This window comes from Massilia agilis (assembly GCF_024756255.1).
Classification (GTDB): Bacteria; Pseudomonadota; Gammaproteobacteria; order Burkholderiales; family Burkholderiaceae_D; genus Telluria; species Telluria agilis.
Map to the genome: position 1 here is coordinate 988,369 of NZ_JANUHB010000001.1, position 21,704 is coordinate 1,010,072.

At 62.8% G+C, this 21,704-nt stretch carries 17 protein-coding genes and 1 tRNA gene; 4 read left to right on the forward strand and 14 right to left on the reverse strand.

Annotated features, from left to right (window positions below):
* Positions 1-8: 8 nt before the first annotated feature.
* Positions 9-85 (forward strand) — tRNA-Pro (locus tag NX774_RS04520).
* 95 nt (positions 86-180) lie between these two features.
* Here the strand turns inward: NX774_RS04520 and NX774_RS04525 are convergent.
* The 5 genes from NX774_RS04525 to polX all read right to left on the reverse strand — a co-directional run bounded on the left by NX774_RS04525 (position 181) and on the right by polX (position 7,214).
* A complete protein-coding gene (locus NX774_RS04525; RefSeq protein WP_258821440.1) occupies positions 181-516 on the reverse strand; it encodes a helix-turn-helix transcriptional regulator in 336 nt (111 codons plus the stop codon).
* Between the two features lie 133 nt (positions 517-649).
* Positions 650-1,852 (reverse strand): phosphorylase family protein, encoded by a 1,203-nt coding sequence (locus tag NX774_RS04530; RefSeq protein ID WP_258820960.1) that lies wholly within the window; start codon positions 1,850-1,852, stop codon positions 650-652.
* Entirely contained in the window at positions 1,849-2,319 is a 471-nt protein-coding gene (locus tag NX774_RS04535; RefSeq protein WP_258820961.1) for a hypothetical protein, read from the reverse strand. Before NX774_RS04535 ends, NX774_RS04530 begins: the two co-directional genes overlap by 4 nt.
* Complete coding sequence (locus tag NX774_RS04540; protein ID WP_258820962.1) at positions 2,303-5,164, reverse strand: hypothetical protein; 2,862 nt, start codon at positions 5,162-5,164, stop codon at positions 2,303-2,305. Before NX774_RS04540 ends, NX774_RS04535 begins: the two co-directional genes overlap by 17 nt.
* Before the next feature lie 316 nt (positions 5,165-5,480).
* The gene (polX, locus tag NX774_RS04545; protein ID WP_258820963.1) at positions 5,481-7,214 is read right to left on the reverse strand and encodes a DNA polymerase/3'-5' exonuclease PolX; all 1,734 of its coding nucleotides are present in this window, start codon (positions 7,212-7,214) and stop codon (positions 5,481-5,483) included.
* A gap of 88 nt (positions 7,215-7,302) precedes the next feature.
* Here polX and ppnP point away from each other — a divergent pair, with 88 nt between their 5' ends.
* On the forward strand, positions 7,303-7,626 hold the full coding sequence (gene ppnP, locus NX774_RS04550; protein ID WP_258820964.1) for a pyrimidine/purine nucleoside phosphorylase: 324 nt from the start codon (positions 7,303-7,305) through the stop codon (positions 7,624-7,626).
* Between the two features lie 15 nt (positions 7,627-7,641).
* Here ppnP and ftsH read toward each other — a convergent pair whose 3' ends face one another.
* From ftsH to NX774_RS04595, 9 genes are all read right to left on the reverse strand, one after another.
* Positions 7,642-9,519 carry an ATP-dependent zinc metalloprotease FtsH gene (gene ftsH / locus NX774_RS04555; protein WP_258821441.1) on the reverse strand — a complete coding sequence of 626 codons (1,878 nt, stop codon included), beginning with the start codon at positions 9,517-9,519 and terminating at the stop codon, positions 7,642-7,644.
* Positions 9,520-9,545: 26 nt separating this feature from the next.
* Entirely contained in the window at positions 9,546-10,007 is a 462-nt protein-coding gene (locus NX774_RS04560; RefSeq protein ID WP_258820965.1) for a universal stress protein, read from the reverse strand.
* A gap of 97 nt (positions 10,008-10,104) precedes the next feature.
* Complete coding sequence (locus NX774_RS04565; RefSeq protein ID WP_258820966.1) at positions 10,105-11,988, reverse strand: MFS transporter; 1,884 nt, start codon at positions 11,986-11,988, stop codon at positions 10,105-10,107.
* 214 nt (positions 11,989-12,202) lie between these two features.
* Entirely contained in the window at positions 12,203-13,231 is a 1,029-nt protein-coding gene (locus tag NX774_RS04570; RefSeq protein WP_258820967.1) for an AbrB family transcriptional regulator, read from the reverse strand.
* An 8-nt stretch (positions 13,232-13,239) separates the two neighbouring features.
* Positions 13,240-14,304 (reverse strand): ABC transporter ATP-binding protein, encoded by a 1,065-nt coding sequence (locus NX774_RS04575; RefSeq protein WP_258820968.1) that lies wholly within the window; start codon positions 14,302-14,304, stop codon positions 13,240-13,242.
* Between the two features lie 19 nt (positions 14,305-14,323).
* On the reverse strand, positions 14,324-16,087 hold the full coding sequence (locus NX774_RS04580; protein WP_258820969.1) for an ABC transporter permease: 1,764 nt from the start codon (positions 16,085-16,087) through the stop codon (positions 14,324-14,326).
* A gap of 135 nt (positions 16,088-16,222) precedes the next feature.
* Positions 16,223-17,314 (reverse strand): ABC transporter substrate-binding protein, encoded by a 1,092-nt coding sequence (locus NX774_RS04585; RefSeq protein WP_258820970.1) that lies wholly within the window; start codon positions 17,312-17,314, stop codon positions 16,223-16,225.
* Positions 17,315-17,341: 27 nt separating this feature from the next.
* A complete protein-coding gene (locus tag NX774_RS04590; protein WP_258820971.1) occupies positions 17,342-18,307 on the reverse strand; it encodes a tripartite tricarboxylate transporter substrate binding protein in 966 nt (321 codons plus the stop codon).
* Between the two features lie 28 nt (positions 18,308-18,335).
* Positions 18,336-19,397 carry a porin gene (locus tag NX774_RS04595; protein WP_258820972.1) on the reverse strand — a complete coding sequence of 354 codons (1,062 nt, stop codon included), beginning with the start codon at positions 19,395-19,397 and terminating at the stop codon, positions 18,336-18,338.
* Between the two features lie 137 nt (positions 19,398-19,534).
* Here NX774_RS04595 and NX774_RS04600 point away from each other — a divergent pair, with 137 nt between their 5' ends.
* Both NX774_RS04600 and NX774_RS04605 read left to right on the forward strand, forming a co-directional pair.
* Entirely contained in the window at positions 19,535-20,230 is a 696-nt protein-coding gene (locus NX774_RS04600; RefSeq protein ID WP_258820973.1) for a response regulator, read from the forward strand.
* Positions 20,227-21,681, forward strand: a complete 1,455-nt coding sequence (locus NX774_RS04605) for a sensor histidine kinase (protein ID WP_258820974.1) — start codon at positions 20,227-20,229, stop codon at positions 21,679-21,681. The genes NX774_RS04600 and NX774_RS04605 overlap by 4 nt, the downstream gene beginning before the upstream one ends.
* The last annotated feature ends 23 nt before the right edge of the window (positions 21,682-21,704 follow it).

The window sequence follows — 21,704 nt, forward strand, 5'->3', positions numbered from 1 at the left end:
CCAGTCGTCGGGGCGTAGCGCAGCCTGGTAGCGTACCTGCATGGGGTGCAGGTGGTCGGAGGTTCGAATCCTCTCGCCCCGACCAATGAAATCAAGTAGTTAGAAAAGCCGGGGCCTCCCGGCTTTTTTCTTACGGTCCGTTTACACGACGTATAGACGGTTTTTGTCAGCGCTGTCCGCTCAACTGGTAGTTAGGTCCCAGCGCTTCCCATCCCGTGCCTGACCTACGCTCTTAACCCAAGCATCATTTTCGGTTGGTACCGAAACTGAGGAACGGCCGAGAAGTTTGACTGGCGCGGGGAAGGCGCCCGCCTTGATTGCTTGGTAAATCTTGCTGCGCCCCAACCCGCGACAATCGCTGACGCTGCTCGCTCGTATGTCTTTTCCAGACCGGATATGTCTCCTATCGACCGCCCCTCCTAGTCCAATGCTGCATAAATGGCGGTCCGATAACTTATGTTTGTTCGGATCACTCGAGCAAAAGCGTAACGGTGAACACGAAGCCGCGCAGAACACCGTCGCGTTCCCATGATTGTTGCCGTGCGAACCGAGTCGAGAAAGCAAGCTCCATCCTACCAGCCCCTGGAGCCGGTGTTATCGAGCCCACCCGACACTGCAGGGCACGACAATCAGCTGCGTGATCCTTCATTCAGGGGTTTCTCTGCGGGAGTCGCAAATCCGCGATCCCGGCACTGATTGCTTTAACGATGAATTTCGCTGAAATGAGGCACCCTATGCGATGGAATCGATCACCTTTGTTCACTCCACCATCATCAACCACGCATTTGGCAGCGAAAAATGCAGGCTTATGTAACGCATGTCGAGCCGCCTCATAAACTGAATAAATTTCCATTTCGAATCCGGCCAATTTACGTTGGCCCGTCGCTAAGATCGCAGTCTTTCCCTCTTCCGCGATCACTGCACTACCACTGCTAGTGACTGCTTCAGGATAAATTGTGCAATGAATTCTTTCCACACCTTCCGGGAATTCAGATCTTGCTGGATCTAAATCGTTCGTTAGGTAAGTACCCATGTCGTCTTCCGCGCACAGTTCGATGAGCTTGTCGTGAACGTCGACATCCAATTGAACATCATAGTGTTCAGATTTAAATCCCGAGCTACTCCATTTTCCTGCGTCATGCTGATGGCAAATTTGAGATACGAGCAGATCATAGATCTTAACTTCGCCAGGGACACCACCGCAGATACCACTCATGCAGATTAACCGCGGCTCAAACCTTTCGAGGGCCATCGTTGCCACAACAGCCGCAGCGACAAGCCCCATTCGATGAGCCCTGACGATGACACCTTTAGAGCTCCCTATCCGAACTTCGCGGCAAACCAATCCAGATATTCTCTTCAGTGGCCCCCATCTGTCGACAAGATGTTCGAAAGCGGCCATCTCCTTATCCAAGGCGCAGACGATAGCGAAATCAAACTTCTTTCGTGGCTGAGCAGCGAGAATCTTGACCTTGAGTGCCTCCTTCCAGTCGTCGTGGTCATTGAACGGAATTACGTTGATATCGACTTTATTGAGATCGTACACGAAGTCGCCAGCATCCAAGTTTGCCCGCGTGAGAACAATCGCCGGAGTCAAGAACGACTGACTCTCATAATCCCTCGTTGTAGACACTAAGGACTCAAGATGATCCTCAACAGTCTCGTCCTTAGGTGACCGTGGGACAAGGAGGTCAAGCAGAATCAGATCGAATTTATCGCTCGCTATCGCTCGCGAGTAATCTAACCAGTTCTTCACTCGGCGCAACTCGAAATCATCAGAGATGACCTGCCCGATGTAGTCACGGATGACTTCGAACTTGTCCTCTTCATCCTCGAGTATGAGTATTTTCATAGTTTCTCCAGAATAGAAGCCACTTCGGCTTTCCATCTCTCATCGTCTTCCACATACCTAACACAGCCCGCAACGTTTATGCCGAACTTATCAAATATCTCCTGTTGAGCCATCTCGACAGGAATAGGCATACCTTCAATTTCGATGTCGGGGTATTGCGTGAGAATGATGCAAATGGTATCGACGCCTAGGTAAGTAATCTCAAATAACACGTCTAGCCCACCGGACGAGAGTGGGAAGGGTGAGCCAGCGCCCGCCTCAGGCTCATGGCTATGTATCGACATATCAAGGATAGCTAAATCAAAACGTTGTGAGCTTAACGCGGTTGCAGCCGTCGCCAACGCTTGACATCCTACCGCTTGAAGACGCCCACCAAAAATGGAGGCGAGATGAGAACGGATACCCTCCATTTTAAATGGATCGTCCTCGACGATGAGACACCACACTTCATCAATGTTCGAGAGCATATGCTAGCCTGACCTTTACCTCATCACCTACGACGGAATACTGCTCTAACCAAAAATCGTCCCGCGTGTGGGCAAGCAGTAACAACTTTGAAATTCCACTCTTACCTTGATAAAGATTGGCGTCCTGGAAATCTGCCATTTTTCGCCGTTCGATGTCGGCAGCTACGTCTTCCGGGCTCCTCTCCGGTGGTATGGCCGAGGAGATTTCCAGTATCAACTTCTTTGGTTTGCCTGTGATAACCTCAAAGTGCGTGCGTAGAGGCCGGGTTCGATCCCCGTGCTTCGCTGCGTTCGCGACCACGACGGCTAAGGAATCGTAGACCAAATGGTAGACGTTACCTACTAGCTCGATTTCCCCCCCCCTACTGTCATCAGCTCGAGGATTAAAGTCAGGTATTGTATCCTTCACTTCAGCGACAGTCGCGGCAAACAAGAGGGCAACCGAGGCTTTGGGCGCAACAATCGACGGCCGTTTGAACCAACCGAACATACTTGCAAGTTTACGGTCGATATGCAATTCCAGTTCACGGTAAAACGCATCAGCGAACTTATGTTCTTGTTGCGGCACGGTCGCGAGGACCTCATCTTCAATGTACTGCAAATTCTTGATTGCCGACTGCTGTGCCCGAAGGTATTTCGCAATAGCCGCGAGATCGAGTTCAGCAAGCCGCCAGCAGTAATCCGTTATGATCTGATCGATCCCACTGACGGATTTGGTATCTATGAAGTTGTTGCTTATGCTCTTTACCGCAGCTGCCAGGATTTCTTGCTTGGCTGGGCCATACACTTCCGGCAGCAGCAAACCCAACGGCTTCGATTTAGAATGCACGTGCAAGCGCTCGCGGATGATCTCCTCTATTGCGCGATTATAGCCGTCTTTCCAAATCTTCCACTTCGCCGAAAACTGCGGCAGCCGAAATAGCGGAGAGAACTTGCTATTTTTTTCTATCGAATTAATTACGCTCGAATATAAATGGCCATGAAAAGTCCCATGCCGGATACGCCGACCAATATAGGAGGCAATACCAAAGACTGAGTTAGAACAAAACGCGTTATAGCACTGCGACATGACAAGCAAGAGCACGGCCTCATCGCAACTCACCGACACGCCTTTTTTACCGGACCCGCTTGCAGTCAAAGCACCGTTTAGCTCAAGCATCATCTCATCTTCAATCCAGGATGAGAACCTTGAAGGATCCACATATATTCGATGATCATCTATTTCATTACGCACGCGGTTCAGTTGATGATCAATTCGGACGGTACGGGCCCGCTGCAGATAATACTCATCGTTCGTGAAGCCGGCCATCCATTCGTGCAACGAGGCCCGAATCTCTGGAATATCAGCCCGATGCGGGGCCAATCTAGTTAACTTTGCGATAAAATCCTCGGTCGCGATATCGTAAATATATTCAGCGACATACGGATGGGTGTTTTCGTAAGATTTTACTAAGGCCACCAATGAGCCGCCGTGAAAACCCAGGGCAGTCTCTTCAAGTAATTTGCGCAAGTGGAAACTGTCCAGCTCATTCTTGCTGCGTTTACCCAACAGCAGCAGCAAAATTAGCCTTACCAATTTATCGGTCGCTAACTTGGCCGCAGTTCGTGTGGCTTTGATGGGAACCGTCCGCGCCAAATCGCGGGTAACTCCCATTAACGTAAGCAAATCGTCTTTTTCAAACCCAATTTGCCCCTCGGATTGGTGAAGCCAGTAATTGAAGATCGCCGAACGAGTCGCTGTACCAGAAAGCTCAAGCGCGGCAAGCTCACGGAATTGATGTTTAGTGAATTGCTGTTTTCCGACAACGTTGTGCAATTGGGTGTCACCTACCCAATTACGCAACTGCGAAGCTAGCGCCCCAGGCAAATCACCCACATCTTCTCTTGATGAATCATAGTAATTATCGAGCAGAATTCGATACTGCCGGATCGGCTCATACTCTAACCAGGTGCTGCTCTGCTTATAAAAGTTGTACTCGCTTTCAGATGCTTCGGCGTCGTAAGTTGCTAGCAAACGAGGAAACAGATCCAGTCGTCCTAAGCGTCCCGCGACTTGAGAAATGGTCGGGTAATCATCGATAGCGAAGAGATGCGAATTGAATTTAGCCAATATTACGGCGTCGATCAAAGAACACTTCTCAACTTCAGATAAGTAAACAGCCAGGTCTTCCCCGTCTTTTGCGAAGGGTTGAACAGATAATCGAGATAGCGTCCGGCTATAGCGGTTTATTGCGCCGCGGTCAGGGAGATTTAAGACCGAGCGTTTGATCGTGAGGTAACTTTGATCCCGAGCGTATGTGTGCACTAGCGATATGACTGCGGCCGCCTTAAGGTTTGCCTTCTGAACGATCTCTTCAATAAGTTCATCTTCAGCATCCTGAGGCAATCTTTCTCGAATTAAAACCGCACGTCGTAGTACGGCGTGACTCCAGCCATTTGTATTGATTGCCTCAATTATACGATCACGACATGCCGTGAGATTGTTTTCCGCATAATATGCATCTATCTGGTGAAGAGCCTCACCCACTTCAGTCAGCCTCTGGTAGTGGGCTGTGGCGCTCCTGTCGATCACCTCCAGAATTTCCGGCAGGCTGACATTGTTTCGAATTTGGAGCGTATCGGCGAAAGGCGGGTTTTTCGGAAACGGAGCGGACTTTTTGACAGCCTTGCCAAGAAAATGACTGTTCAGCAAAGCGTCCAGGACTTCCGCCTTACCCTTTGGCAGTTTTCCTCTCAGTTTGGTGAGACGGGCTATCGCATTGCCCTCAGGATCGCCGAGAATTGCTCTGACCTTATTTCTTGTGTCTTCGTCTAACTGTTTTAGGATTTCAAATCTGCGCATCATCGGACTTTCAGACAACGGGCTTCCGTCGGGCTCCGACTATTGTACCTGAACAATAGGGGCTAACGAATGTAAGTATTGCCGGGAAGAAACCGGACGATTTTAGAAAATGCATGGGGTAGCAGTGGTGCTAAGCGGAGTATGCGTGAGACTTGAATAGGGAGTGACCGAAGAATTGGGAAAAGTCGCTTCCCGCTCCAAAGGACTCCTCAAAACAGCCGCAGCTACATCCTCTCGCCCCGACCAATAGAATCAACGACTTAGGCCAGCCTCGTGCTGGCCTTTTCGTTTCTCATCCAGCTTATCGGCCCGGCAATCCTCAGTGGACCGCCGTCCTGTGCTTGTCGAACACTTCCCTCAGCTGCCCCAGCGTCCGCGTGTTGAGCACATTGCGCTTCTCCAGCCACCCGCGCCTACCCTGCCCGATGCCATAGCGCAGATTGTCGAAGTCCAGCACGCTGTGCGCGTCCGAGTCGATCGCCACCAGCACGCCCTGGTCACGCGCCATCATGCAATAGCTGTCGTTCAGGTCCAGCCGCTCCGGCTGCGAATCGAGCTCCAGCGCGCAGCCGCACTCGCGGGCGTGACGGATCACCCGCTCCACGTCCAGCTCCACCGCCGCGCGCCCGGTCAGCAAGCGCGCCGTCGGGTGCCCTAGCACGCAAACACTCGAATGATCCATCGCCCGCAACACGCGCGCCGTCTGCTTCTCACGGCTCAGTTCGAACGCCGTATGCAGCGACGCAATCGCATAATCGAGCCGCGCCAGCGCTGCGTCCGGCAAGTCGAGCGCGCCGTCCTCGAGGATGTCCACCTCCACGCCCTTGAGCAGCGTGATCCCTTCCAGCTCCTCGTTGAGCCGGTCGATTTCGTCGGCCTGCCTGGCCAGCGCGTCCGCGTCCACCGACCAGCCGCCGTGGCGCGCGTGGTCCGTGATGCCCAGGTAAGCCATGCCGCGCCGCTGCGCTTCCAGCGCCATCTCGCGCAGGCTGTTGCGCCCGTCGCTGGCCCGCGTGTGCGAGTGCAGATCCCCCTTCAGGTCCGACAGCTGCACCAGATGCGGCAGCTTGCCGTCGCGCGCAGCCTCGATCTCGCCGCGGTTTTCACGCAGCTCCGGCGCAATGAACGGCAGGCCCACTGACGCAAACACCGACTCCTCGGTATCCCCGGCAATACGCGCCTCGCCCGCAAACACGCCATATTCGTTGATCTTCAGGTCGCGCTTCAGGGCCAGCGTGCGGATCTCGATGTTGTGCGCCTTCGATCCCGTGAAATAATGCAACGCCGCGCCGAAACTCTCCGGCTCCACCGCGCGCAGGTCCACCTGCATCCCTTGCGCAAGCTCGATGCTCGCGCGCGTGGGTCCATGCGAAATCACCCGCCCCACACCCTCGTACCGGACGAAATGCGCGGTCACCTCCTCCATGCGGCGCGACGCCACGACAATGTCCACATCCCCCACCGTCTCCTTCATGCGCCGCAGGCTGCCCGCCGCCTCGACGCGCACCACGGCCGGGTGCTGCTTCAGGTAGCGCACCAGCGGTTCGATCAGCTGCACCGCCAGCGCAATCGAATAGCGCGTGGTCTTGGACATGCGCGATTGCACCGCTTCCAGGATGCGCTGCTCCGCCTTTTCTCCCAACCCATGGATCGTGCGCAATTGCCCGTCCTCGCACGCGCGCAGCAGTTGTTCGGGAGTATGAATGCCGCGCTCCTGGTACAGCAGCTTGACCCGTTTCGGTCCCAGTCCCGGGATGCGCAGCAGCGTGCCGATCCCTTCCGGCAGCTCATGGCGCAGCTGTTCACGCAGCGCACAGGTGCCGCCGCCGTGCACGATCTCGGCAATCTTGCCTGCCAAATCGGCGCCGATGCCGGGCAATTCCGACAGGTCGCGCCCCTCTTGAAGCAGGTCCTCGACGCTGGGCGCCAGCGTTTCCACCGTGCGCGCCGCGTTGCGGTAGGCGCGGATCCGGAACGGATTGCCCTCTTCCAGCTCAAGCAGGTCGGCGATTTCACTGAACACCGAGGCGATATCGGCATTGTGGATATGCATGGCTCCTCCTCACGCGCGCACCTCCCCTCCCGGAACTGGTCAAACCGGGAAAGCTCCCGCCGGGATGCGCCTTGATCAGGAGATTGGAATGGGCAACTCGCAATTCGACCACGTGTCCGTCACCAAAAAAGCCAACATCTACTTCGACGGCAAGTGCATCTCGCACAACCTGGTCTTTCCCGACCAGACCAGGAAGACCCTCGGCGTGATCATGCCAGGCACCCTGACCTTCGGCACCGACACCCCCGAAGTCATGGAAATCGTCCAGGGCAAGTGCCGTGCGCGCATCGGGCCGGACGGCGAATGGAAGACCTACGAGGGCGGCCAGCAGTTCCGCGTGCCCGGCCAGTCCAGCTTCGAGATCGAGGTGAGCGAGCCTGTCCATTACGTGTGCCACTTCTCGAACCAGTGAACGCAAGAGCCTGCGTCAGCCTCCCGAGCTGCGCACCCGCCGCACCGGGGCCTCCACGCTGTGCTCGCTGATCAGGCGGTCGAGCACCGCCCGGTCCACCGTTTCATGTTCCAGCAGCGTGTGCGCCAGCACGTCCAGCAACTCGCGCTTTTCCAGCAAGGTCTGGCGCACCCGCTCGTGCGCTTCGGACAGCAAGGTGGCGATCTCCTGGTCGATGCCCTGGGCGGTGCGCTCGCTGTACGGCAGCCGTTCGCCCAGCGCCCCCGGGTACAAGGGCGATGGGTTCGGCTGCTCGAAGGTGGCCATCCCCAGCCGCTGGCTCATGCCATATTGCGTGACCATGTGGCGCGCCATGTCGGTTGCCATCTGCAAGTCGTTCTGCGCGCCGGTCGACATGTCGCCAAACACAATTTCCTCCGCCACCCTGCCGCCCAGGAACACGTCGAGCCGGTCCAGCAGCTCGCTCTTCTTCAGCAGGTAGCGGTCTTCGGTGGGCAATTGCTGCGTGTAGCCGAGCGCGGCAACCCCGCGCGGAATAATCGAAATCTTCGCGACCCGGTCCGCATTGCGCCGGTACTCCGCGGTCAGCGCGTGGCCCGCCTCGTGGTAGGCCACGGTCTCCTTCTCCATCGGGTTCATCACGCGGCTCTTCTTCTCCAGCCCGGCGATCACGCGGTCGGCGGCCTCGTCGAAGTCGTGCATGTCCACCGCCTGCTTGCCGCGCCGCGCCGCCAGCAGCGCCGCCTCGTTGACCAGGTTGGCCAGGTCGGCCCCGGCCAGCCCCGCGGTGCGCGCCGCGATCTCTTCCAGGTCCACGTCGTGCGCCACCGTCACGCTGCGGGTATGCACGGCCAGGATCTTCTGGCGCCCCTTCAGGTCCGGACGGTCCAGCGTGATGTGGCGGTCGAAGCGGCCGGGCCGCAGCAGCGCCGGGTCCAGGATCTCGGGCCGGTTGGTCGCGGCCAGGATGATCACGCCCTTGTTGGTGTCGAAGCCATCCATCTCCACCAGCAGCTGGTTCAGCGTCTGCTCCTGCTCGTTGTAGCCGCTCACCGTGCCGCCCACGCCCCGCGCGCGGCCCAGCGCGTCGAGCTCGTCGATGAAGATGATGCACGGCGCGCTCTTTTCCGCCTGCGTGAACATGTCGCGCACGCGCGCCGCGCCCACGCCCACGAACATCTCGACAAACTCCGAGCCGCTGATCGAAAAGAACGGCACCCCGGCCTCGCCCGCCAGCGCCTTGGCCAGCAGGGTCTTGCCGGTGCCGGGCGCGCCAACGATCAGCACACCCTTGGGAATCTTGCCGCCCAGCCGGCGGTAGCGCTGCGGGTTCTTGAGGAATTCGACGATCTCGATCAGCTCTTCCTTGGCCTCGTCGATGCCGGCCACGTCGTTGAACGTGACGCCGGTCTTGCTCTGCACGTACACGCGCGCCTTGCTTTTGCCAATGTCAAACAGGCCGCCCGCCATCATGCCGCCGCGTTTCGCCACGCTGCCCCACAGCCAGAACAGCAGCAGCACCGGGAACACCCACGCCAGCAGCGTGCCCAGCCACTCGCTCTTGACCTGGCCCACATAGCGCACCTTCTGCGCCTCCAGGTCCGACACCAGGTCGGGGTCGGTTACGCGCACCGTACTGAACGGGCAGCCGCCATCGGGCGAGCACTTGAGCGTCTCGGCCTTGTCCTTGGGCAGGATGGCATCGAGCCCGCCCGGCTTGAGCGAGCCGGTGATGGTGGTGTCCGAAATCTGCACCTCGTTGACCTTGCCGGCGGACAGCAACTGCTTGAAGTCGCTGTACGCAATCGGCGCCGTGGACATCAGCCCCGCCACGCTCTGGAACAGCACGAAGATCACCAGGCCCAGCAGCCAATACCACAGGGCCGGCCGCATCGGGTTCTGGGTTTCCTTGTCCTCGCTCACGCTGCCCCCGCCACCGGCTTGTGCACCAGCACCGCCACTTTGCTTGCCTGCAGCACCTTGAGCGTTTCACTGCCCAGCATGCGCGCGCGGTCGCCCTTCCAGCCGTGCGAGGCCAGGTAGATCAGGTCGCAGCCCAGGTCGTCGGCCGCGTGCACGATCGCCTGCCACGGCTCGGGCGCATGGACCTTGATGACGGTGGAGGCGACGTGGCCGCCGGTGGCGGTGGTGGTGATGTCTGCCAGGTATTCGTCGGCCAGCTTGTCGAACAGGGCTTGGCGGCGCTGCGCCAGGTGGGGCGCGTGCGCGACCCAGGTGTCCAGCTGCGCGCCCGCGGCCAGCGACACCACATGGATACCGACCACTTCCGCCCCGCAGTCTTTGGCGAACTGCACGCCGCCCCGCACCGCCTCGCGGGACAGCGCCGACCCGTCGGTCGGCAGCAGGATGCGTTTGTACATGATTCACCCCTCGACGCACGCCGGCGCCTGACCCCACTGTCGGTCAGGCGTCGGCTGCGTGCTTGAGGCAAATCAAAGGGGCGGCAGCGCGGCCGGACTATTTCCAGTCGCCGCGCAGGTCCAGCACCTGCTGGTACAGGTTTTCCGGCGTGGCTTCGTCCGGCGGCACCGGCTGGCCCACCGCCAGCGCCAGCCGCGAACGCGGGCCGCGCGCGAACGAGCGCTCGAACACGTTGCCGCGGTCGCGCGTGAACAGGCTGCCCCACAACCCGCGCAGCGCCATCGGGATCACCGGCACCTTGCTGCGCCCGACGATCTTGGCGATGCCGCCCTTGAATTCGTTCATTTCGCCGGTCGAGGTCAGTTTGCCTTCCGGAAAAATGCAGACCAGCTCGCCTTCGTGCAGCGCCTTGGCCACATCCACGAACGCCTTTTCCATCAGCCACGGGTCTTCCTTCGCGGGCGCGATCGGAATCGCCTTGGCGGTGCGGAAGATCCAGCCCAGCACCGGCGTGGCAAAGATGCGGTGGTCCATCACGAAGCGGATCGGGCGCGGGCTGGCCGCCACGATCACGACCGCGTCCACGTAGCTCACATGGTTACACACCAGCACTGCCGGCCCTTCTTCGGGGATGCGCTCGGCGTCCACCGTCTTCACGCGGTGAATCGTGTGGATCAGCATCCACGCCAAAAAGCGCAGCAGGAACTCGGGCACCAGCGAGAAAATGTACGCCGCCACCACCGCGTTGAGCAGGGCCGTGACCAGGAACATTTCGGGAATCGTGAAGCCATGGCCGAGCAACAGGATGGCCACGCCCGCCGCCGCCACCATGAACAGTGCATTCAAAATATTGGTCCCGGCGATGGTGCGCGCCATGTGCTTGGGGTCGCAGCGCGACTGGATCAGCGCAAACAGCGGCACGATGAAGAAGCCGCCAAACATACCCAGCAGCAGCAGGTCGGCCAGGATGCGCACCACGCCCGGCTGCGCCAGCAGGCCCAGCATGTCCACCGCCTGCGTGTTGGTGTAGTGCTGGCTGGCGAAATACAGGTCGATGCCGAACACCGACAGGCCGATGGAGCCGAACGGCACCAGGCCGATCTCGACCTTGCGGCCGGACAGCTTTTCGCACAGCAGCGAGCCGGTCCCCACGCCCAGCGAGAACACGGTCAGCAGCAGCACGAACACGCTGTGGTCGCCGTGCAGGTAGTCCTTGGCGTACACCGGAAACTGCGACAGCACCAGCGCGCCGTAGAACCAGAACCACGAGTTGCCGAGCATCGACAGGAACACCGTGCGGTTCTTGCTCGAGAACGCCAGGTTGCGCCAGCTCTCCGCGAGGAAGTTCGCGTTCACCTTCAGTTGCGGCTCCGGCGCCGGCGAGCGTGGGATGCCCCACGACGCAACCAGCCCCAGCACCGCAGTCAGCACCGTGCCGGCCGCCACCATGACAATACCATGCGGCTGCGCCACCAGCACCGCGCCCATGATCTCGCCGATCAGGATGCCGACGAAGGTACCCATCTCGATCACACCATTGCCGCCGACCAGCTCATCCTGCTTCAGGTGCTGCGGCAGGTAGGCGTACTTCACCGGCCCGAACAGCGTCGAGTGCACGCCCATGCCGACCACGGCCGCCACCAGCAGCCACAGGTTGTGGCTCATCCAGCCCAGTCCCGCGACCAGCATGATGCCCAGCTCAAGAAACTTGACCGAGCGCGCCAGCTTGCCCTTCTCCACCTTGTCCGCGATCTGGCCGGAGGTGCCCGACAGCAGCACGAACGGCAGGATGAACAGGCCCGGGATCAGGTTGTTCAGCAGCGAAGGGGGCAAGGTGGTCCAGCTGGCCGCGTCGTAGGTCAGGATCACGATCAGCGCGGTCTTGAACAGGTTGTCGTTGAACGCCCCGAGGAACTGAGTCCAGAAAAACGGGGCGAAACGCCGCTGCTTCAACAGGGTGAACTGGTTCGGTTTGCTCATGCGTCGGCTCGCGAAAAGTGGATGGGCCGTAATCTACAGCACTCGGCGGGGGCAAACAACAATGTTTCTCAGCGTTATTTTTGCGTAGCCGATACTAATACGGCGGGTCGCGACGCGCGATACCCAAACTGGGTGTTTTGCAAGGAGCTGGACTTCGGCCAAACTGCGCGCCTTATGTGATCTGCATCGAATGCGGCGCCAAGTTTAAGGCGGCTCAGGACCGCCGCGCAAACAACCGGTACACGGGTCCCACGGCCAGCACCACTACGACCATGCGCGAGACGTGAAATGCCGTCACCACCGGCACGCCAAGTTTGAGCACCCGCGCCGTGAGCGCCATCTCGGCGATCCCGCCGGGCGAGGTCGCCAGTACCGCGGTGCCCCAGTGCAGGCCGGCCAGCTGCGCCAGCCCCAGGGCAAAGCCGGCAGCCAGCAGCAGCGCCACCAGCGTGCACGCGGCCACGCTGGCCAGAAAGCGCGGTGCGGTGTGGACGAAGGCGGGCGTGAAGCGCGTGCCGAGCGAAACGCCGATGAACAGCTGCCCGCTGCGGATCGCCCACTCGGGCAGGCGCGACAGGTGGATGCCGGCGGCCGTGAGCGCCAGCGCCACCGCCAGCGGGCCGATGACCCAGGCGTTGGGCAGGTCGCGCCGCTTGAGCAGCATCGCCCCGGCGGCGGCGGTGGCCAGCGCCAGCACGGCCAGGCCCGGGTAATGCACTTCGCTGGCGGCCGGCACGAACGCTGGCAGGCTTGCGCTGGCGTGCAGCGCGCGCACGATGAACGGGATGGTCCCGACCACCATCATGATGCGCAGGCTGTGCGCGGCGGCCACCCGCTCGACCAGCGCGCCGTGGCGCTCGCCCTGCACCGCCATCTCGGAGGCGCCGCCGACGGCCATCGCAAAGAACGCCGTCGCCGGGTCGGTACCGGCAACGCGCCGCAGCAGCCAGGCGCCCGCCACCCCGAGCGCGAGCGCGAACAGCACCGCAAGCGCGATCCACGGCGCGTAGCGCGCCAGAACCGCCAGCACCGGCGCGCTGAAGTACAGGCCGAGCGCGGTGCCGATCGCCCACTGCCCGGCCTGGCGCACCTGCACCGGTGCTGCCAGCGGCGCGCCCAGCATGCAGGCGCTAGCGGTCGAGAACAGCGGCCCGATCAGCCACGGCAGCGGCGTGTCCAGCCACACGCAGGCCAGCGCCGCCGGCACCGCGACCAGCAGCGCCAGGCAGAACGAACGCAGCATCGGGCGCGTCAGAAAGCCCAGAGCTTCTCGGCCGGCATCTGCAGCCAGTAGCTGCCGGCATCGAGCCGGCGCGGCGAATAGGCGCGCAGCTTGGCGTCGCCGCGCCCGAACAGGCACTCCCAGCGGTCGCCCAGGTACATGCAGGTGGTCAGCTCCATCTGCAGCGCGTTGTCGGCCGGCGTGGCGCTGATGCGCACTTCCTCCAGCCGCACCAGCGCGGTGACGTCGCTCGTGGTGTTTGCGCCGCGCGCGGTGGCATTCAGCTCCGCGCCTTCCACCAGCAGGCGCACGCGGTTGCCGTCGCGCTGCACCACCGTGCCCGGCAGCCGGTTGTTACTGCCCATGAACTCGGCGGTGAACAGCGTGTCCGGCGTCTCGTACATCTGCTGCGGCGTGCCCTGCTGCTCGATCTTGCCGTTGTTGAGCAGCAGGATACGGTCCGAGATCGCCATCGCCTCGGCCTGGTCGTGCGTGACCATCAGCGCCGACAGGCCGAGCCGCACGATCAGCTCGCGCAGGAAGGCGCGCGCCTCTTCGCGCAGCTTGGCGTCCAGGTTCGACAGCGGCTCGTCGAGCAGGATCACCGGCGGGTTGTACACCAGCGCCCGGGCGATCGCCACGCGCTGCTGCTGGCCGCCCGACAGCTGGTGCGGGAAGCGCGCGCCCAGGTGCCCCAGGCCCAGCTGGGCCAGCACCAGGTTCACCTTCGGCTCGATCTCGCGCGCCGGCACCTTGCGCAGCTTCAGGCCATAGGCCACGTTGTCGAACACGGTCTTGTGCGGCCACAGCGCGTACGACTGGAACACCAGGCCCAGGTTGCGCTCCTCGGCCGGCAGTTCCAGCTTTCGGTCGCCATCGAACACGCGGCGCTCGCCGATGTCGATGGTGCCGGCGCGCGGGCTCTCCAGGCCCGCCACCGCGCGCAGCAGAGTGGTCTTGCCGCTGCCCGAGGGACCGAGCAGCGCTACCACTTCGCCGCGTTGCAGGTGCATCGACACGCCTTTGAGGATCTGGTTGGCGGAAGCGCCGCTGCCGTAGTCGAGGTGCAGGTCGTTGACGGATAAAACGTTCATGTGTTGTCTCGTAGAGGAATTAGTCGTGCAGCTTGACGCCGAAGCGCAGCGCGATGCCAAGGCCGATGGCCACCAGGGTGATGTTGATGAACGAGAGCGCGGCCACCAGGTCGGTCGAGCCGCCGGCCCACAGCGACACCAGCATTGCGCCAATCACTTCGGTGCCGGGCGAGAGCAGGTACACGCCGGTCGAGTATTCGCGTTCGAAGATCAGGAACACCATCAGCCAGCCGCCCAGCATGCCGTACTTGATGAGCGGGAGCGTGATGTCGCGGGTAACGCGGCCCCGGCTGGCGCCGACCGCGCGCGCGGCCTCTTCCAGCTCCGGCCCCACCTGCAGCAGCGCGGTCGAGACCATGCGCATGCCGTAGGCCAGCCACACCACCGAATACGCCAGCCACAGCGCGAAGATGGTCGAGCGCAGTTCGCGCAGCGCCGGGACCAGGTGCTCGGACAGCCACAGGGCCGCGCCGTTGTCCATCCCCTTGAGCAGGCCATCCAGCCAGCTCGGCACGAACAGGAACACCCACAGGAACGACAGGCCGGCCAAGAGACCCGGCACCGCGCGCGGCACCAGTACGCTGTAGTCCAACAGGCGCGTGATGCCGTCCTGCTTGCGGTGCATGGCCAGCGCAATCGCGCTGTAGCAGGCCACCGCCAGGCCGCCGCCCACCACGCCGATCAGCACCGTGTTCAGGATGCCGCGCATGAGCGAAGGCTGCTCCATGATGTCGCGGAAGTGCTGCAGCGTGAGCACGTCGGCGAGCTTCACGCCTTCGCCCCAGTACTGTACAAAGCTGCGCAGCACGATGCCGGAAATCGGCACCACGATCGTGAACAGCAGCCACGCGCCCAGCAGCGCGAACGCCACCCACTTCCAACGGCCCAGCGGCAGCGGCTTCTGGCGCGCGCCCTTGCCCTTGATGGCAACGTACTTGTTGGCCGACTTGAGCAGCCAGCGCTGCAGCATCACGAGCGGCATCGTCACCATCACCAGGCACACCGCGACGGCTGCCATTAGGTGGTACGACGGGGTGCCCAGCTTGTTGGTGAGCTTGTACAGGTAGGTAGCCAGCACCAGGTGCCCTTCCGGGTCGCCCAGCACCAGCACCAGGCCGAACACCTCGAAGCCGAGGAAGAACACCAGCACGCCCGCGTAGGCCAGCGCCGGCATGATCATCGGCAGCGACACGTTGAACATCACCTGCCACGGCGAGGCGCCGGTCACGCGCGCCGCTTCCTCCACGTCCGAGCCCAGGCTCTTGAGCGCGGAGGACGCGTACAGGTACACGTGCGGCACGTGGGTCAGGCCCGCGATCACCACGATGCTGGTGAACGAGTAGATGTTCCAGGGGATGAAGCCGAGAATCTGCTTGGCCCAGGTCGAATAGAAGCCGACCGGCCCCATCGCGACCACGTAGCCAAAGCCCATCACCATCGGCGACACGAAGATCGGCACCAGCAGCAGCGGCGCGATCCAGCTGCGGCCCGGCAGGTCGGTGCGGATCATCAGGAAGGCGAGCATGCCGCCCAGCGGCACCGCGATCGCGGCCAGGCCGGCCGCGAGGATCATCCCGTTGCGGAACGCGACCCGGAAGTCAGGGTCGTCGAAAATGAAGCGGTACGCGTCCAGGCCCAGCTCCTTGTCGGGCATGAAGAACGGCGCCGACAGGAAGCTCTGGTAGAAAATCAGGAACAGCGGAACGAAGATGGCCAGGCACGTCAGGGCGACAACCATCCCGCGCGGCCAGTTAAGGCGGCGCGACAAAGACAAGGTAGGCATGGAGCTATCCGATTGGGGGTGTTGATGCTGCCAGCAATGCATCCCCGTCGTTCCCGCGCAGGCGGGAACCCATGCTGAGCCTGAATGGCACACGGTCCATGGGCCCCCGCCTGCGCGGGGGCGACGGGGGTGGTCTTACTTCTTACCGGCGGTTTCCTTCCACTGCTTCAGGAAGGCCATGCGCTTGGCGGGCGCAAGGTACTGCAGCAGGCTGTCGTTGACCGGCAGCGGCTTGACGTTCTTCTCGCCGATCTCGCGAATCAGCTCGGCCGAGGTGGTCTCGCCCTTCACGTCCGCGCGGATCGCGTACAGCTTGGAGTCGTTGGCGATCACGGTCTGGCCGCGCGCCGACAGCATGTAGTCCATCCACAGCTTGGCGGCGTTGGCGTTCTTCGCGTTCTTGTTGATGAACTGGACGCGCGACAGGATCAGCGTGTAATCCTTGGGCAGCACCACGCCCAGCGACGGATCGGTCTTGGCGCGCACCAGCGCGTACGAGCCAAGCACGTTGTAGCCGATCAGGTTCTCGCCCGACGAGATCCGCTCCAGCATGGTGCCGGTGGACGACTGCACGCGCACCTTGGCCGTGCCGAACGCGTTCTCCAGTACCGGGAACTGCGCGAAGTCGTGCGAATCCTGGGTCATGAACATGAAGCCCACGCCCGACTTCTCGATGTCGTAGGTGGTGACCTTGTCGCGGAATTTATCGGTCGCGATCAGTTTGGCGAAGTCGGCGTGGGTCTGCGGCACCTCGGCGCCGGTAACCAGGCGCTTGTTGTACACGATCGCGGCCGGCTCGAAGGTGGTGCCGTAGGCCATGTCCTTCCACACCGCCCAGCCCGGGATCTTCGGCGCTTCGACCGATTTGTAGGCCATCGCATAGCCTTCCGCGGCCAGCTTGAGCTGCAGGTCCATCGCCGAGGACCACAGCACGTCGGCGGTGGCGCCGCCGGCGGCCGATTCGGAGATGAAGCGGTTGTACACCTCGGTCGAGTTCATGTCGTTGTACTCGACCACGATGCCCGGGTACAGCGCGTTGAAGTCCTTGATCAGCGGTTGCGCGGCCTTGCTGTCGGTCGCGCCGTAGATCACCAGCTTGCCCTCTTTTTTGGCGCCGTCGATGATCTTCTGGTAGGTGGCCGGGTAGCCGGCCGGGACCTGCGCGCCGGCAGCAAGCGCCACGCCGGACAGTGCGAGGGCGAGCGCGATCTTCGAAATGGATTTCATCTTGTCTCCTTGGGTTTGATTGTCCGGCTAGCGCACCAGGTTAAACTGCATCGCTTGCCGGGTATAGTCGTTGACTGCTTTCTTGATGTACTGGGTCAGCGCGTCGCCGGTCAGCGAGAACGGATACAGCCCGGCCTCGGTGCGCAGCTGCGCAAATTCGGGCGACGCCTCCATCCGGTCGAAGGCCTCGACCCAGCGCCGGTAGTCCGCTTCCGGCACGCCGGGCGCCATCCACACGCCGCGGATGATCGGCCACACCACGTCGATGCCCTGCTCGCGTGCCGTCGGCACCTCCGCCAGCGCGCCCGGCAGCCGGTGTTCGGAAAGCACCGCCAGCACCCGCACCTTGCCCGGGCCCGCGTACAGCTTGGCCTCCGACGCGTCACCCGAGACCACCTGCACGAAACTGGCGTTCATCGCCGTGAACGCTTCGCCGCCGCCTTCCAGCGCAACGAAGCGCAGCTGCTTCGGATCGATGCCGGCGTGGCGCGCGACCATCGCCATCTTCAGCCAGTCCTGGCTGCCGATGGTGCCGGACACGCCGATCAGCACCTTCTGCGGCGCCGCGCGCAGCGCCTCCAGCAGGTCGCCCAGCGTCCGGTACGGAGAATCCGCGCGCACGGCGATCATGCCGTAGTCGGCGCCCATCGCCGCCACCCAGCGCACGTCCGAGGGGCCAGCCTTGCCAAACTTGCCCTGCGCAAGATTGAGCAAGGAGCCGCCCGAGAACGCGACCAGGGTGTCCGGCTCCGGGCGCCGCTGCGACACCAGCGTGTGCCACGCCACCGCGCCGATCCCGCCCGGCAGGTAGGTCAGCTTGAGCTTCGGTGCGCCGGGCTTGGCCAGCAGTGCTTTTTGTGCAAGCTTGCAGGTCAGGTCCATCGCACCGCCCGGCTTGGACGGGATCACGCATTCCGGCTCGCCGGCATGCGCGATCGCGCATGCGGCCAGCAGGGCCAGGGGAATCAGGTTACGCAGCTTCATGCGAGCCATGATAGAGGTGATCGACCTGGCGGGCGAGTCAATAACGGTGCTGGATGCCCATCGTGATGCCAGTTTGCGACGTGCCGAAGCCTGCATCGTCGCGCGACAGGCCGACCAGCTGGCCGTTCTTGCCGCTCACGTGCGCGCCTGCCAGGTACAGGTCGGTGCGCTTGGACAGCGCGTACAGCGCGCGCGCCACGTACATGGTCGGATCGGCATCCTTGCCTGCCGCGACATTCTTCACGTTGACGTGGTAGGCCGCGCCGGTGAGGGTCCACGGGCCGGTGTAGTAGCTCACGCCGCCCCAGTAGGTGTCGGCACGCACGTCCGGCGTGGCGGCCTTGCCCGATTCGAGCTTGTAGCCGCGCATGGCGGCGGTGTAGCGCCACGAGCTGGTCTTGTAGTCGGCGGCGATGTGGAAGGCCGAGGTCTGGTCGCGGTTGCCGGTGGTGGCGACCGTATTGCCGTTGATGCGCTCGTAGGATCCCATCACCGCGAAGCCCTTGTCGGCCCACGACACGGCAGCCGCGTATTTGCGGCCGTCGTTCGGTGCGCCCGGCTGCTCGCCCAGGCCCACGGTCGCGCCATACGACAGCGCGCCGGTGCTGCCCGAGTACTTGATGAGGTTGTCGAACGCGGTCGTCATGCCGTACTTCGACGGGCCGGTGGCCGAAGCGGAAGTGGCCCACGAGTAGTTCGGCGCAAAGCCCATCGGGTCGAATTTGATGACAAAGTCATACACGGTGGTGAACGAGCGGCCCAGCACCAGGCGGCCGGCCTTGCCGTCCAGGCCCACGTAGGCCTGGCGCTTGAACAGGGCGCCGTCCTGCGCGCCGGTGTCGAGCAGGATGCCGCCTTCCAGGCCGAACACGGCTTTCAGGCCGCCGCCCAGGTCCTCGGCGCCGCGAAAGCCCCAGCGCGAGGTGTTTTTACCACCCGAGATCACGCGCGTCATACTGCCGCCCTTTGCGTCCGCATTGGTGAGGTATTCGACGCCGGCGTCGATCAGGCCATAGGTCTGGACGCTGGTCTGGGCCTTCGCGTGGCCGGCGAGGGAAAGGGCCGCAAAAACGGCGAGCGAAAGCAGCTTGCGCTTCATCGATGTCTCCTGATTGTGGTTATGGTTTTGTTACAGCGATGTGAACTATATGGGCCGCTTCCTTTCAATCAGCTTTCAGCGGCCAAAGTGCAACGCCCCCTGTTCGCGCCGCCCGCTTTCCCCTTACACTGGCCGCCATGCGTATCCTCCTCGTCGAAGACCACCTCGAACTGTCGCACTGGCTGTCCAAGGCCCTGCGCGACGCCAACCTCACCGTCGAATGCGCGCACACCGGCGCCGATGCCGACGCCCTGCTGCACACGCAGGACTACGCGCTGGTCATCCTGGACCTGACGCTGCCGCGCATGGACGGCCTGGACGTGCTGCGCCGCCTGCGCGCGCGCGGCGGTGCGCGCGGCAGCACGCCGGTGCTGATCCTGACCGCGCGCGGCGGGCTGGAGGAACGGGTGCAGGGGCTGAACCTGGGCGCCGACGATTACCTGGCCAAGCCGTTCGAGCTGGCCGAGCTGGAAGCGCGCGTCAAGGCCCTGCTGCGGCGCAGCCAGGGCGGCGTGGCCGCGCCCGTGCAGCGCTGCGGGCAGCTGGCGTTCGACACCGTCTCGCGCATGTTCGAATACTGCGGCGAGCCGCTGTCGCTCACGCCCCGCGAACACGCCGTGCTCGAGGCGCTGATCTCGCGCCCGGGCCGCGCGCTGTCGAAGGAAAAGCTGTTCGACGAAGTGTTCGCGCTCGACGACGACGCCAACCTGGACGCGATCGAGCTGTACATCCACCGCGTGCGCAAGAAGCTCGACCGCCGGCCCGAGGGCGGCGCGGCGATCGCCACGCTGCGCGGCATCGGCTACCTGCTGCAGGCGCGCGAGGGGCAATGAAACGCATCGCGCTTGGCCTGGGCCGCCGCATCCGCGCCGCGCCGCTGGGCAGCCTGCGCAACCAGCTGCTGCGCTGGCTGCTGGTGCCGCTGGTGCTGCTGGTCGCGCTCAACACCTTTTCGCTATACCGCGACGCGATGGACGCGGCCGACATGGCCTACGACCGCTCGCTGCTGGCGTCCACCCGGGCGCTGGCCGAGCGGGTCGCGATGCGCGACGGCCAGGTGGTGGCGGACGTGCCCTACGTGGCGCTGGACAGCTTCGAGACCGATACCCTCGGGCGCATCTACTACCGGGTCGGCGGCCTGAAAGGCGAAACCGTCTCCGGCTACGACGACCTGCCGCGCGTGCCGGCCGACGTGCCGCGCTCGGAGCTGTACCCGGCGCTGGTGCGCTTTTACCACGCCACCTACAACGGCGAGCCGGTGCGCATCGCCGCGCTGCTGCAGCCGGTGTTCGACGATTCGATGCGCGGCATTGCGCTGATCCAGGTCGGCGAAACGCTGGACGCACGCTACGCGCTGTCGCGCCGCATTTTGATGGGCACCCTGCTGCGCCAGGCGATCCTTGTGCTGGCCGTGGCCACGCTGGTGTGGGTGGCGGTGCGGCTGGTGCTGCGCCCGCTGATGCTGCTGAAGGACGAATTCGAGACGCGCCCGTTGTCGGACCTGTCCAACGTGGACCAGGCGCTGGTGCACAAGGAGGTGCGGCCGCTGGTGGCCACGCTCAACGGCACCATGGCGCGCATGCAGCACCTGATCGCCAGCCAGCGCCGCTTCATCGCCGACGCCTCGCACCAGCTGCGCACCCCGCTCACCGTGCTCAAGACCCAGGCCGAGCTGGCCCTGCGCGAGAACGATCCGGATGCCATGCGCGCCATCGTGCGCTCGATCGCCGGCACCACCGATTCGGCGGTCCACCTGGCCAACCGCCTGCTCACGCTGGCGCGCGTGGAGCACGGCGGCCAGGGCGACATGGGCGAGGTGAACCTGCCGGCGGTGGTGCGCCAGGTGGGCCTGGACCTGGCGCTGCCGGCGGTGCAGAAGAACATCGACCTGGCGCTGGACGCGCCCGAAACGCTGGCCGTGCGCGGCCAGGCCATGATGCTGCACGAACTGGTGAGCAACCTGGTGGACAACGCGCTCCGCTACACGCCGCCTGGCGGCAGCGTGCAACTGGCTGTGCGGCAAGCTGCGCGCGGCGTGGTACTGGAAGTGCAGGATTCCGGGCCGGGAATTGCGCCGGCGGAACGCGACAAGGTGTTCATGCCCTTCTACCGCGCCGCCGCCACCATGGAGGCGAACCCGTCCGGCACGGGTCTCGGGCTGTCGATCGTGCGCGACATCGCGTCGCTGCACGGGGCCGAGGTATCGTTATCCGATGCCGCAAGTGGCGCCGGACTGAAGGTCACGGTGCGGTTTCCGCCGGTCGCGACCAGCGTTCTGTCATGATGGCAAACCGCCATTGAGGCGTC